Origin of the sequence: Bowmanella denitrificans (genome assembly GCF_039522935.1) — a bacterium.
Lineage (GTDB): Bacteria > Pseudomonadota > Gammaproteobacteria > Enterobacterales > Alteromonadaceae > Bowmanella > Bowmanella denitrificans.
Window position 1 is genome coordinate 69,199 of record NZ_BAAAEI010000023.1, and the last position, 13,342, is coordinate 82,540.

The window sequence follows — 13,342 nt, forward strand, 5'->3', positions numbered from 1 at the left end:
GTTGGCATAGTTATGGAACTTAATCGCCGCGACATTAATACCCTCAGCCGTTTTTTGCAGGATCAGGAATGCCTGCAAAAACGCTTTGGCTCAGCGCTGACACAATGGCTGGTGGACAATTACGGCGATCTGTTCAGACAGCAAGGCCAGATATGCAGCTTCAGCTCTGAGCAAAAACGCCGACTACGGGAGGAGCTGCAAAAGGATTACCCGCGTTTTGACTGGTTGCAGGGACTGGAAACAGGTCTTGAACGGCTGGCCGTCACCGCCAGGCTGAACCAGGAAAAACTGGCCGATATTCGTCCCGATGATGATTTTGTGCTGGTTCGTCAGCGTGATGGTCTTATGCATACCTGCGGCCTCAATCTTCAGCTTCCCCCCCAATGTTCGCTGCGTCTACCTGTTGAGCTGCTATTGCAAACTCCACCCAAGCAGATACTGGTGGTGGAAAATCTGGATGTATTTGATCACTGTCAGCAGGCTTGCGTAGCGGACGATATTGCCGGGTCTTTGTTGGTTTACCGTGGCCATAACCGTCTGAACAGCGGCTTGAAGAAGTTGCTAACCCACTTACCACCACACACGCAGGTGATTATGTTTAGTGACCTTGATCCCAAGGGGCTGGAAATTGCCATCAGCCTGCCTATGGTGACGCATATGTTGTTGCCTGCCAATCGCTGTGAACAACTGATCATGCGCAGCAGCCCAGGGGTTTTTAAAAAGCAGGCTAAGGCTTGTGCCTTTTTACGCAGACAGTTAACCAACGGCTGGCAGCCCTGGACCGACTGGGTGCTGAGCGGGCGCCTGGCGATAATGCAGCAGCATTTTCTGCAGATGGGCACCGAGCTTATCAGCGTCCCCCGTTAGGGTAGTTACTTATTCACCGCCGAGCCGCAGAGGACGCCGAGTTTTCCAGAATATGCATCAAAAATATTTTGTCTTTCTCCGTGCCCTCTGTGTCTCTGTGTTGAAATTTGTTTGACTGAATATTGATAACCACAGAGGCACAGAGAACACAGAGTTGTTAAAGGGATGGTGACTCTGCGTGTTCTTCTCAGCGCACTCCGCGCCTCAGCGAGAGGTTGTTATTATTAGCTGAAGGCAGTTGGTGTCCTTTCGTGTGGTTCGTGGTCATTCTGAATTTGCAACCACGAAAGTCACGAAACTGCTTCTCGCCGAGACGCTGAGTTCGCAAAGAGAAGGTGACCAATAAACTTTGTGCTATCTCTACACGTTCTTTTCCGCGTCTCTGCGGTGAATGTATTTTCGTGGTGTTCAGGCGTCACTAGGTTGAAATGTACCAGCGTCATGTTTTGCAATACCATGTTCCAGTAAAGAAGGATTTCGCACCATAAGGTTGTTTGATATCAATAAGCCGTCAGGATGATGTTGTTATCCTGGGCTTTATCGGGTGAACCAGAAAAATCAAGGAGTGAATGAAATGGCAACGAAAGCGCGTATATTTGGGCTGATGGCGGTAGTCGCCGCGGTAGCAGGCGGGATATGGTGGTGGAGTCAGCCGCAGTTGCCACAGGGTATTATCTCGACCAATGGCAGGTTGGAAGCCACGCAAATTGAGGTGGCCACCAAAGTGGCGGGCCGGGTGGAAGAAGTGCTGGTGCAGGAAGGCCAGATGGTGCATCGCGGTGACGTGCTGGCCCGCCTGGACAACCAGCAGCTATTGGCCAAACAGGCGGAATTACAATCCAAGGTCGAGCAGGCAATGCTGGCGGTAGAGGAAGCCAAAGCCGGGGCCGAACAACGCCAAAGTCAACTGACCCTGGCGCAATCAGAGCTCAAACGCATTCAGGCGTTGGTAGCTAAAAAACTGCTGTCGCAGGATAAGCTTGATCAAGCCAAAGCCCAGTTTGATTCTGCCTCTGCTGCATTGAAACTGGCCAATGCCAGTACTGAACGTCTGCTGGCCAGTGTCAATGAAGCCAAAGCCGCGCAGCAGGAATTGCAAAGCCTGCTGGATGACACACAAATCCGTGCGCCGGGCAATGGTCGGGTGCAATACAAACTGGCGCAGGCCGGTGAAGTGCTGGCGGCTGGTGGCAGGGTGGTGACCCTGCTGGATTTATCCGATGTGTATATGACGGTGTTTTTGCCAGCCGATGTGGTAGGTAAGCTGGGGATGAACGAAGAGGCGCGTCTGATTTTGGATCCTATTCCTAACTACGTGGTGCCGGCCAAAGTCAGCTTTATTGCCGCCGATGCACAATTCACCCCCAAATCAGTCGAGACCCGGGATGCCCGTGACAGCCTGATGTTCCGGGTTAAGCTGGCCATTGATCCAGCCCTGCTGGACAAATATCAGGAAAAAGTGAAGACCGGGGTAAGGGGCATGGCTTATGTGCGTGACAGCGCAGATACGCCGTGGCCGGCCAGCCTGACCATCAGCTTGCCATGAATGCACTGCAACAGTTGACCGACGTAGTACGCCTGCACAACGTCGGCCACCTCTATGGTGAGCTAACTGCGCTGGCACCTGTCAGTTTGTCGATTCCGGCCGGCTGTATGGTGGGCATAATCGGCCCGGATGGGGTGGGTAAATCCACCTTGCTGGCGCTGATTTGCGGTGTTAAGCGCTTGCAGCAGGGAAAGTTGCTGGTACTGGGCGAAAATATGGCCGATGCGCGGGCCCGCAGGCAGTTATTACCCCGAATTGCCTATATGCCGCAGGGACTGGGCAAAAATCTCTACCCGACCTTAAGCGTTGCGGAAAACCTGGCTTTTTTTGCCCAACTATTTGGCTTAAGTCGCCCCGCCTGTCAGCAACGTATCGCCCGCCTGACGCAAGCGACAGGCCTGGCGCCCTTTTTAGACCGCCCTGCCGGTAAATTGTCCGGTGGCATGAAACAGAAGCTGGGTTTGTGCTGTGCCCTTATTCATGACCCGGATTTGTTGGTACTGGATGAACCTACCACGGGGGTTGACCCGCTTTCACGTCGTCAGTTCTGGCAACTGATCGATGAAATCCGCGCTAGCCGACCTGCAATGAGTGTGCTGGTGGCCACCGCTTATATGGAAGAAGCACAGGGTTTTGACTGGCTGATGGCCATGGATGACGGCAAGGTGATTGCCACCGGTAGCCCGGCAAGCTTGCTGGAGCAAACCCATAGTCAGGAGTTGGAGCAGGCTTTTATCGCTCTGTTGCCGGACAGTAAGCGGCTCAATCACCAGGCGGTTCAGGTTACACCGCCTGGCCAGTATGAAGGGCCACCTGCGATAGAAGCTAAGGATCTGACTCGGCGCTTTGGTGATTTTGTGGCGGTGGATAAAGTGTCGTTTCGTATCGAGCGGGGCGAGATATTTGGTTTTCTCGGCTCCAATGGTTGCGGTAAGACCACGACCATGAAAATGTTGACCGGCCTGTTACCATTCTCAAGTGGCGAAGCGAGACTGTTTGGCCGCCTGCCAGATGCCGCAGATATGCAAACCCGCAAACAGGTCGGCTATATGTCGCAAAGTTTTTCGCTGTATGCCGAGCTATCGGTGTTGCATAACCTGGAATTACATGCCCGCTTATACGGCCTGAAGGACCACTTCGCCAGGCAACGTATTGAACAATTGCTGGTGGATTTTGAGCTGTTGCAGGTAAAACACAGCTTACCACAAAGCTTGCCGCTGGGGATGCGTCAGCGACTGCAACTGGCGGTTGCCGTATTACACGAGCCGCAGGTCTTGATCCTGGATGAACCCACATCCGGGGTAGATCCCATTGCCCGTGATCAGTTCTGGCGCCAACTGCTGAGGTTGTCCCGAGAGCAGGGCGTTACCATCTTTGTTTCCACCCACTTTATGAATGAAGCATTGCGCTGCGATCGTATTTCCCTGATGCATGCAGGCAAGGTGCTGGCGGTGGGCAGTCCGGCTGAACTCACGGCAAACCGGCGGGCAAACAACCTGGAGCAGGCCTTTATTGCCTACCTGCAGGACGCGGCCAATACGCAAGCAAAACACAGCTTGCATGAAACAAGCCCAGACAACGTGGTGGTGGAGCCTGAACGGCCATCGCCACGATATCGTGCGTTGCAACGCTGGTGGGCATATGCCTGGCGTGAGAGCCTGGAAATCCGTCGCGACCCGATTCGCCTGTTGTTTGCTCTACTGGGCCCGTTATTGCTGATGCTGACATTCGGTTACGGCATTTCTTTTGATGTGGATAACTTACGTTTCGCGGTAGTGGATTATGATCAGTCCAGGGAGAGCCGGGTGATGCTGGAAGGGCTGGACGGTTCCAGCTACTTTGCCCGCCAGCCAGCACCAAAAGATAACGAGGATGGCTTAAATAAACTGCGGACCGGTGAGCTGAGTTTATTACTGGAGATCCCGCCTGCGTTTGGACGGCAGTTAATGCAAGGCCAGCGGCCCCAAATTGCTGCCCTGGTTGACGGTGCTATGCCGTTTAAAGCCGAAACCAGTACAGGTTATCTTAACGCGGTGCTGCTTGGTGAGTTGCAACGTTTGCAGGCCGGGCAGCCGCAACCGGGCGGACTGAGTATGCCGGTGCAAGTACAAAGCCGGTTTCATTTCAATCAGGCTTTTGAAAGCCGCTTTGCTATTGTGCCTGGCGTGGTGATGCTGATGCTGGCGCTAATTCCTGCCATGATGACGGCGCTGGGCATTGTCAGAGAGAAAGAAACCGGCTCCATTGCTAATTTTCAGTCCACCCCCACCCGGCGTCTGGAGTTTTTACTGGGTAAACAGGCACCCTATGTGCTGATTGCCTTTGTCAGTTATATATTGCTGATGTTGATGGCGCTGCTGGTTTTCCAGGTGCCGGTGAAAGGCTCATTATGGGTATTAAGTTTAGGCGCACTGTTGTATGTGGCTGCTACCACGGGGTTTGGGTTGGTGGTGTCATCTTTTACCCGCACTCAGGTGGCTGCACTGTTTGCGGCGGCGGTACTAAGCATCTTACCGGCCGTCAATTTTTCCGGCCTGCTGACCCCGGTATCTTCGTTGCAGGGGGCCGGTCGCTATCTGGGGCTGGCGTTTCCTTCTGCCTGGTTTCAGCAAATCAGCATTGGCAGCTTTACCAAGGCCCTGTCATTTATGCAACTGTGGCCCAATCTGTTAGCGCTGATTGGGTTTATCGGACTGTTTACCTGGCTGGCCTGGCTGGGTTTGCACAAGCAGGAGCGCTGAAGATGCAGTGGCGTCATGTTTGGCAATTAGGGGTAAAGGAGCTGTTCAGTCTGAAGGCCGATCCGGTGCTTCTGGGTCTGATCTTTTATATTTTCTCAATCGCGGTGTACACCGTTGCCACCGGCGTGAACTTTGAAGTTCGCAACGCCGCAGTGGCGGTGGTGGACGAAGATGACTCAGCACTTTCCCGGCAAATTGCCGCAGCCCTGCTGGCCCCGCAGTTCCAAGCGGCGGTGAAGATCTCCGCCCGGCAACTGGATATGGTGCTGGAGCAAGGCGAGTTTGTGTTTGTATTGGTATTCCCGCCTGACTTTGAACGGGATGTGCTTGAAGGTAAGCAGCCTCAGGTGCAACTGAATGTGGACGCATCGGCGATGACTCAGGCCGGTAATGGGGCTACCTATATTCAGCAGATTGTTCAGGCTGAAAGCCTGGCATATCTGGCCCCCGGTGTGAATTATACCGACAGCCTGCCGGTGCGTTTGGAAGTGCGCAAGTTGTTTAATCCTAATGCTGATTCGGCCTGGTTTAACTCGGTTATGCAGGTGATCAACAGCGTCACTATGCTGGGGATTATCCTCACCGGCGCGGCGCTGATCCGCGAACGGGAACATGGCACTATTGAACATCTGCTGGTGATGCCGGTCACCCCGGCCGAGATTATGCTGGCTAAAGTCTGGGCTAACGGCCTGGTGATCCTGGTGGCGACATTGTTATCCCTGGCGTTGGTGGTGCATCAGCTTTTGGCCGTGCCCATCCAGGGCTCGGTATTGTTGTTTAGTCTGGCGACGGCTTTGTATCTGTTTTCCGTCACCTCGCTGGGAATTATGCTCGGTACCCTGACCCGCACCATGGCGCAGTTTGGTTTACTGGTGATCCCGGTGGTGGTGGTGATGTATCTGCTTTCAGGGGGCACTACGCCACAGGAAAGCATGCCCGACTGGCTGCGCTGGATTATGCAGGTATCGCCATCCACTCACTTTGTGTCGCTGGCACAGGATATATTGTACCGGGGGGCGGGCTGGCCGCTGGCCTGGCCACTGTTGATGGTGTTGCTGGCGATTGGCCTTGTGTTTTTTGTTATAGCCCTGGCGCGTTTTCGTAAAGCCATTGTCAGTATGGGCTAGTGCCTGAAAAGGCGCCGCACCGCGGCGCTACCAGAGTTATTTTTTGACAAACTTGAGGGTCATACGGTCACTTTCCCCAATAGCCTGATATTTGGCTTTGTCTTCGTCACCTAAACGCAGACTGGGGGGTAAGGTCCATACGCCTTTGGGGTGGTCGGCGGTGTCTTTGGGGTTGGCATTCACATCTGACTCAGCGGCCAGGGTAAAGCCCGCTTGCTCGGCAATACGTACCACCAGAGCCTGATGCATATAGCCGCTGCGCTGCTGATCTGATTCCGGACGGTCGGCCGGTAAGCGATGTTCAACCACGCCTAACACGCCACCGGGTTTCAGGGCTTTGGCAAATGCCTTAAAGCTGGCCAGCAGGTTTTCCTCGCCACCGTTCATATACCAGTTATGTACGTTGCGAAAGGTCAGCACCATATCGGCGCTGCCGGCCGGGGCTATATCCAGCTTATGTGGGGGCTGGAAAATGCTGACTTTGACATTGCCATACATCTCGGGATTGGCCGCCAGCTTTTCGCTGAAACGCTTGTGGGCATTTTGGTAGTACTTTACCTCGGACTCGGGGTCAAAACCGGCTGCATAGTAAGTACCGCTGTCTTTAAGATAAGGGGCCAGAATCTCTGTATACCAGCCACCGCCTGGGGACACTTCCACCACGGTCATATCCGGCTTAATTCCGAAGAATTCCAGGGTTTGTTTGGGATGACGGTACTGGTCTCGGGCCTGATAATCTGCCGTACGCTGAGCATTGTTGATGGCATTATCCAGGCTGTCGGCTATAGCGAAACCACTGACACCCAGGGCCAGGCTCACCGCGCATAAAAGCTTTTTCATTGTCACTTTCCTTTGTTGCTGTTGTTGATTTTACTACGGCTTAAAAAAACCTGTTCAGCTTACAGAGCTATGCAGGCTTTGAAAACTTTCATCAATACGCATTTGAGTTGTAACAGGATATTTAGCAAATAGAACTCGGGGTTGTTGTAAGGGGAATCCGCACCAAGTCTTAATGTTTTCACCGCACCCTCTGTGATGACGGTATTCTGCTAAAAAGCATAAAAACCACAGAGGCACAGAGAACAAAGAGTTGTCTAAGGGGATGATTACCCTTGGCGTATTTCTCTGTTCACTCTGCGTCTTTGTGAGAGGTTATTCGTGAGAAGGCTTTTGATGCACCGCCGAGGTGCAGAGAACGCTGAGTTTTCAACAGCATACATTGAAAAATCTCCTGTATTTCTCAGTGCCCTCTGTGCCTCTGTGGTGAAATTGATCTGAACAAAGTCATAAAAACCACAGAGGCGCAGAGAACACAAAGTGGTTGCAGGTGTTGTCATTTTACAAGCTCTTTTCGGCGTCTGTGCGGCAAAAGGATTCTGTCCGTGGTTATTTCTATTCCTTAGTCCAGATGCGGGTATTCAGATCCAGGTCTTCCACTATGCCGGTAATAAATTCCAGATCCTGATAGATCTCTTCGATAACGTCCATATTGACCGAAGGTTTGAACAACTTAGGTTCAAAATAGGCCTTGCGGGTAGGAATCGCGATATATAACTGACCGCCGACGAAAGACAGTGCCACCCTGGCATCGGCTTCATACCTGAAAGCCAGAAGCCGTCGCATCAAGGCCGGGGAAATTAAGTAGCGGGCTTCTACCTGGTCGTTACTGTAAACCTCAAAATAACGCTCAAACTCGGGATCTTCCAAAGCGACCCTGTCGTCGCGGGTGCCGAACAGATTACCTAAAGATTTGCCCAGGGCAGAAAACAAGCCGGTGCTGTCGGGCAGAATATAGGTTTTACCCTTAAAGTGTTTATTGGCGTCGGCGACAAAAAACAGGCCCTTAAAAATAGTGTGCCAGGTGGTTCGGGTACGACCTTTGGAATCCGTTGTGGTGGTTTTGTACTGAGTATGCAGCTCTGAAAATTCAAGCTGTGTTTTGCCCAGCTTACCTGTGACATGGTCTTCACCCTGGTATCTGTCATAGGCGCGTCGGTACAGGCCGCTTTCCTTGTACTTAACCGATGAGATCTCGCCGCTGGGGGAGTACTTAAAGCTGCGATTAAAGGTACTGAGTAACTTGCCCACGACCTGCGTTTTATAGCCTTGTCGGTAGGCTGACCACTTACTGGCTACAAGCCAGTACATCAACATCGCACTGATGCCGACAACCCAGAAGATAAGCTCAGGGCCCATATAATTCACCTGAGCATAGGCAAAGCTCAGCAAACCGAGCAGGGGCACAACAATACAGCCGATAAACAGGCGCTTGACCGCCTGTTGTCTGACGGAATCCAGCGCCTGTAACTGGCTTTTAAGCTGGCCTGAAAACAGGGTGTTTAGTTCTGCCTGCCTGGCAGAGTGGCTTGGGGTGACATCCATGTTGTTCACTTATCTGCCGAATAGCTGACCGACATTGACGTTTTCCCTTTGCGTTGCAGGGATTTCAAACAGAGCGCGCTGCTTCAGATTCATCCGGCTGGCAAACAGATTGGATGGAAACATTTCTATAGCGTTGTTCAGGTCGGTAACCGCAGCATTAAAGGCGCGGCGGGCCGCAGAGATTTGTTCTTCTACTTCATTGATGGTGCGTTGCAACATCACGAAGTTGTCGCTGGCTTTTAAGTCCGGGTAGTTTTCCACCGCAATATTAAAACGGGACATGGCGGCATTCATTTGTTTATCCAGTGCCACTTTCTGTTCACCCTGCAGGCCACCGGACTGCGCCTGGGCTCGCAGAGCGGTTAGTTCATTCAGCAGTGACGCTTCATGTTGCATATAAGCTTTCACGCTTTCCACCATATTGGGGATCAGGTCAAAGCGTTTCTTTAGCATCACATCAATGGACGCTTCTGCATTTTCCACCTGATTCTTCTTGCCAATCAGGCCGTTATAAACAGAGATTGCTGCAATCACAACAACCGCAAGAATGACCCAAATAAGCCAGTTTTCCATTTGCTATACCTCTGGTAGGGATAAAAAAAAGACAACCACCAAAGTACTTTGGTTGCCTGTGCTGCTGATTCTAAGCCTTTATCCTTAGCTTTTCAGCGACTATAGGTTTGGCCTTTGAGTGCAGGCTTGCGCTGTTTGTAACATCAGCCCCTTCAGGTCAGCTCACCCAGACCTGACTTTATAGCGCTTTTTGTATTCACCGGGCGTCATACCTGTGGATTGATTAAAGGCCTTATAGAAGGATGAGCGGGCGTTAAAGCCAACCGCCAGGGCAATATCCAGCACGCTCTTGTTGCTGTCAATGAGTTGCGGTTTCGCGTCTTCAATACGGGCCTGATTGATAAAATCAAAAAAACTGATATTCAGATGCTGGTTCAGAGTCTGGGATATATATTGCGAAGGCACAGCGATGTGTTTGGCCAGCTTAAGCAGATTCAGGTCGGCATCCAGATGCACAGCATCCTGGCAAATGGCCTGTGTCAGTTTAGCTGCAATGCGTTCGAAATCATCAGCATTGAGCGCAGAGCGCTGGTACTTGGCCTTACTTTCTTCTGTGCTGGCCTTTGCGGCATTGTCCGACTCAATTTGAAAAACCTCGGCAAAGCCGGGTTTCTGACGAAGCCCGTTGGTTGCAAGCAGCCAGACTAAAATAAGGAGCAGCAGGAAGACCCCGGTATCGGAAACACCATATTGTTGGTAACGATTCTCTAAGGCCAGCACGGCTAACGCATATACCCAGGTAAAAACCAACAGCAAAGATATTCCTTTTACCCAGCGTAAGGTCTTGCCTTGTTCATTTGAATACATTTGCTTAATACGGGAATGATAATCCAGTGTTCTTTTAAATATACCGATGACATAAATCGGGCTAAGCACGCACCATACAAGCAGCAAAGAAAAAAAACTCAGTGCGGAAAACGTTGCCATTGAGGTATTAACCGGAATATCCGAAAAGAACATATTGTTAAAGTCCTGCTCGGGTAACAAAAAAATAACCAGCGAGATGATGATTACCTGAGGCAGGGTTAGAAAATGTTTATTGGCTTTGCTGGTCCATTGCCAGGGCGCCTGTGCTATTAACGCTTCGTGGTATAACCATAAACTGGGTAATAAGGCGTAGAAGGCTATGGGTAACACCGCAATATAAAGTTGTCTAAGCTCAGCAAGTGCAGAGAAAACCACAGGGCCGCTGGCCAGAAAAATCAAACACAAAAGGATCAATGACAATGGCCGGCTTGCGTGATTTTTATGCTGTGGCAACAATAAACAGAGGCAAAATGCGGCAATCGCTAAAGCCATAGAAGATAAAAATAAATCGAGCATAAAATTACTTCTGCACAAAGCCTGAGGCTACCTTAACATATTCAACTGCACCAATAGATGCAATCGGCCGGACATTAACATGACAGTCCACCTTGATATGTCCATACCACTTGTCCAGGACAGCAATAAGAGGCCGTTCCCGCATCTGCCCTTCAATACTGCGCCTGGCCTCTCTGTGCGCATACCGCAGCAATAGGCCTGACCTTTATCTGCATAAGCCCGTGCGCAAATATATGCACTTTATGGTATTGGGCAATTAAGGGTGACAGGCCCTTTTATGTCCTCGCCACGTTGCGCAGACGAACTCTGCTGCCATGCCCGGTACTCTGTGTCGAAATAAACCGTTATTAAATCCACCTGGAGAACATGTTTTATGACTATCAACACAGAAAATTCTGTTAACCGCGCGCTACAGTGCACAGGAGCCGTTGCGTCCATGGGGATGGCGCTGTGTTATATTTTTATGTTTATTGTGTTTGGGGCGCTGCTGTCTTTTCCTGCATCGGATAGCATAGCGGATAAAATTCAGTATATTGCAGAGCAACAATTACTAATAAGTCTTGCCTACTTGGTAGGGTATCTGGTTTTTGGAGGGCTATTACTTATCTCTGTGCAGGCATTGCATAATAAAATGCAATTAGCTAATTCGGGCTTGTTAAATACTGCCAGCTTATTCGGTATTGTCTGGGTCGTGTTAATGATGGCATCCGGGATGATTGCGCTGGTGGCAATGAATACCATGGTCAGCCTGTTCAAAAAATCCCCACTTCAGGCTGAGACCCTTTTTTATACCTATAACACTATTGTAAATGGCCTGGGTGGCGGCATTGAACTCGTTGGAGGGTTATGGGTTTTGCTGGCCAGCATTTGCGGATTAGTGCATAAGATAATGTCAAAAGGTTTGCATATGCTGGGAGTGGTGGTGGGTACCTTTGGCGTTCTGACATTAATTCCAAGTATTCCAGAAACAAAAGAACTATTCGGGTTAAGCCAAATTGTCTGGTTTATCTGGTTAGCTTTGGCATTGCGTCCTGGTCGATAAGGTCTACCCAGAGGGCTGAAATATATGACCGAACTCCATCCTATATTCTTTATGGGTAATAACCATGTATTGCCGGATATTTTACGCAATGCCTATATGCTGATAACGCCTGTGGTGACCGTCATTGTTGTAACCCTGGTGTATTCGTTAGGCTTTAAGCGATTTTTTAAAAGGCCTGCCGCCCTGAGAAAACCGGGTTAACCGTTTGCTCGAGGCTGCTCAGCGAGAGGGTTTCTTCCTCACTCCAGTTTAAGCACTAAGGGCCAGTAGCTCCCGGTATTCATCCAGGGCGTACTGGTCGGTCATACCGCTGACCATATCCTGGATCAGGCGGCAACGATAATAACCTTCCCATATGGTTAAATCGGCATTGTCTGGCAGGTCTTTGAGCGCCAGTTGGTAGGCGCTGATATGCTTATTGGCCAAACGTTTGGCCAGACGGGATTCAATCAGCAGGTCACGGTGACCGCCGCTAATCACCTGCTGGAAGTCTTCGCTGCACAAGGCCAGTAAGGGGCGATACTGATTAAGTAATTCGCTGATAATGCGATAGCCCTGCAGTTCCAGGGTTTCCACCTCAGGGACGCTGAAGATATGCTTAATAGCGACTTTCTTAAAGGTTTCGATCAAGCGATGATTCAGTGAATCATCTTCCAGCAAGGCGCGGTTAAAATCACCGGCATAAATAGACTCGATATTGTCTAAAAAGGCATCGGCACCGTGCTGCACCAGCGGGTGAATCAAACTGACCCGCAGCCACATAAAATACTGATGGGCTTTGTTCAGGGGCTCATCATCGGCGCGTTTCAGCACATAGTTCATAACCTGGCGAAAACTTCTGGGTTCACGGCCGGGTAGAAAGGCCACGTCGGCCAGACCATGATCGCCATTAAATTCGTCGATCAGTAGCTCGGTCAGACGGGAATAGCTAAGCAGACCTTTTTCCACTCCGTCTTCGATATCTGCCAGGCAATAAGAAATATCATCGGCCGCTTCCATCAAATAGGCCAGCGGGTAGCGGCAATAGGGTGCCAATGCCAACTGGTTTTGCAGCGCCTGCACAAAACCTTGCTCCGACAGGTAGTAGCCCGGCTTTTTACGCAGATAGCTCATGGCTTGGTCTTTACCCGGTTTCGCTTCAAAGGCCGGGCGGGTATATTTCAATACACAGGCGGCCTGCATATAGGTCAGGTTCAGGCCCAGTAATGAGTGAATCAAACGAATGGCCTGGGCATTGCCTTCAAAGCTGGACAGATCGGCCAGGATGCGTTGCTTTAGTTCTGAATCCGGCTCGTTTTTGAACAGTGGCAGGTTGTCCAGGTGATCGCGAAACCATTTGGTAATGGCCGCTTCGCCAAAATGACCAAAGGGTGGATTGCCAATATCGTGCATCAGGCAGGCCATTTCTACCAGGGATTCCAGTGCCCGCTCTAAACCATCCAGGCCATAATGGGTTGCCCTGTCGCCTAGCTTATCGTACAAGGTTCGCACTAAAAAACGGCCGGTTTGCTGCACTTCCAGGCTATGGGTCAGACGTGAGCGTACTGCGGCGTTACGTTCCAGTGGAAATACCTGGGTTTTTTGCTGCAAACGGCGAATAGCGGCGGACTGTATAATACGCCCGCGATCACTTTCCAGCGCCCGTTCCAGTTTCCTGATATCCCATTGGCTGCTATCGCCGTTTTTATTATAAGGGCGGGCGGTGCTGAGTTTTTGGCGAAAGTCTATGGGCATGGGCACG

At 51.0% G+C, this 13,342-nt stretch carries 11 protein-coding genes; 6 read left to right on the top strand and 5 right to left on the bottom strand.

What is annotated here, in order from left to right; all coding sequences use genetic code 11:
- The first annotated feature begins 12 nt into the window (after positions 1-12).
- The 4 genes from ABD028_RS18015 to ABD028_RS18030 all read left to right on the top strand — a co-directional run bounded on the left by ABD028_RS18015 (position 13) and on the right by ABD028_RS18030 (position 6,281).
- A complete protein-coding gene (locus ABD028_RS18015) occupies positions 13-867 on the top strand; it encodes a DUF7281 domain-containing protein (protein WP_343846776.1) in 855 nt (284 codons plus the stop codon).
- 574 nt (positions 868-1,441) lie between these two features.
- The gene (locus ABD028_RS18020) at positions 1,442-2,413 is read left to right on the top strand and encodes an HlyD family secretion protein (protein ID WP_343846778.1); all 972 of its coding nucleotides are present in this window, start codon (positions 1,442-1,444) and stop codon (positions 2,411-2,413) included.
- A complete protein-coding gene (gene rbbA / locus ABD028_RS18025) occupies positions 2,410-5,154 on the top strand; it encodes a ribosome-associated ATPase/putative transporter RbbA (protein ID WP_343846780.1) in 2,745 nt (914 codons plus the stop codon). Before ABD028_RS18020 ends, rbbA begins: the two co-directional genes overlap by 4 nt.
- Before the next feature lie 2 nt (positions 5,155-5,156).
- Positions 5,157-6,281, top strand: coding sequence for an ABC transporter permease (locus ABD028_RS18030; protein ID WP_343846782.1), 1,125 nt, complete (start codon positions 5,157-5,159; stop codon positions 6,279-6,281).
- Between the two features lie 36 nt (positions 6,282-6,317).
- Here the strand turns inward: ABD028_RS18030 and ABD028_RS18035 are convergent, their stop codons facing one another.
- The 4 genes from ABD028_RS18035 to ABD028_RS18050 all read right to left on the bottom strand — a co-directional run bounded on the left by ABD028_RS18035 (position 6,318) and on the right by ABD028_RS18050 (position 10,463).
- Complete coding sequence (locus tag ABD028_RS18035; protein ID WP_102798210.1) at positions 6,318-7,121, bottom strand: class I SAM-dependent methyltransferase; 804 nt, start codon at positions 7,119-7,121, stop codon at positions 6,318-6,320.
- A 552-nt stretch (positions 7,122-7,673) separates the two neighbouring features.
- On the bottom strand, positions 7,674-8,663 hold the full coding sequence (locus ABD028_RS18040; protein WP_343846784.1) for a DUF3137 domain-containing protein: 990 nt from the start codon (positions 8,661-8,663) through the stop codon (positions 7,674-7,676).
- Between the two features lie 9 nt (positions 8,664-8,672).
- A complete protein-coding gene (locus tag ABD028_RS18045) occupies positions 8,673-9,236 on the bottom strand; it encodes a LemA family protein (protein WP_343846785.1) in 564 nt (187 codons plus the stop codon).
- 162 nt (positions 9,237-9,398) lie between these two features.
- Positions 9,399-10,463 (bottom strand): helix-turn-helix domain-containing protein, encoded by a 1,065-nt coding sequence (locus tag ABD028_RS18050; protein WP_343846787.1) that lies wholly within the window; start codon positions 10,461-10,463, stop codon positions 9,399-9,401.
- Positions 10,464-10,932: 469 nt separating this feature from the next.
- Here ABD028_RS18050 and ABD028_RS18055 point away from each other — a divergent pair, with 469 nt between their 5' ends.
- Together ABD028_RS18055 and ABD028_RS18060 are read left to right on the top strand one after the other, a co-directional pair.
- Positions 10,933-11,601 (top strand): hypothetical protein, encoded by a 669-nt coding sequence (locus ABD028_RS18055; RefSeq protein ID WP_343846789.1) that lies wholly within the window; start codon positions 10,933-10,935, stop codon positions 11,599-11,601.
- A 24-nt stretch (positions 11,602-11,625) separates the two neighbouring features.
- The gene (locus tag ABD028_RS18060; protein ID WP_343846791.1) at positions 11,626-11,802 is read left to right on the top strand and encodes a hypothetical protein; all 177 of its coding nucleotides are present in this window, start codon (positions 11,626-11,628) and stop codon (positions 11,800-11,802) included.
- A gap of 48 nt (positions 11,803-11,850) precedes the next feature.
- Here ABD028_RS18060 and dgt read toward each other — a convergent pair whose 3' ends face one another.
- Positions 11,851-13,335: a dGTPase gene (dgt, locus tag ABD028_RS18065; protein WP_343847153.1), complete on the bottom strand. Its 1,485-nt coding sequence runs from the start codon at positions 13,333-13,335 to the stop codon at positions 11,851-11,853.
- Positions 13,336-13,342: the final 7 nt, after the last annotated feature.

Coding starts and splice junctions, on each gene's coding strand:
- ABD028_RS18035 (WP_102798210.1), bottom strand. CDS start 7,121: ATGAAAAAGCTTTTATGCGCGGTGAGCCTGGCCCTGGGTGTCAGTGGT.
- ABD028_RS18055 (WP_343846789.1), top strand. CDS start 10,933: ATGACTATCAACACAGAAAATTCTGTTAACCGCGCGCTACAGTGCACA.
- ABD028_RS18015 (WP_343846776.1), top strand. CDS start 13: ATGGAACTTAATCGCCGCGACATTAATACCCTCAGCCGTTTTTTGCAG.
- ABD028_RS18030 (WP_343846782.1), top strand. CDS start 5,157: ATGCAGTGGCGTCATGTTTGGCAATTAGGGGTAAAGGAGCTGTTCAGT.
- ABD028_RS18060 (WP_343846791.1), top strand. CDS start 11,626: ATGACCGAACTCCATCCTATATTCTTTATGGGTAATAACCATGTATTG.
- dgt (WP_343847153.1), bottom strand. CDS start 13,335: ATGCCCATAGACTTTCGCCAAAAACTCAGCACCGCCCGCCCTTATAAT.
- ABD028_RS18020 (WP_343846778.1), top strand. CDS start 1,442: ATGGCAACGAAAGCGCGTATATTTGGGCTGATGGCGGTAGTCGCCGCG.
- rbbA (WP_343846780.1), top strand. CDS start 2,410: ATGAATGCACTGCAACAGTTGACCGACGTAGTACGCCTGCACAACGTC.
- ABD028_RS18040 (WP_343846784.1), bottom strand. CDS start 8,663: ATGGATGTCACCCCAAGCCACTCTGCCAGGCAGGCAGAACTAAACACC.
- ABD028_RS18045 (WP_343846785.1), bottom strand. CDS start 9,236: ATGGAAAACTGGCTTATTTGGGTCATTCTTGCGGTTGTTGTGATTGCA.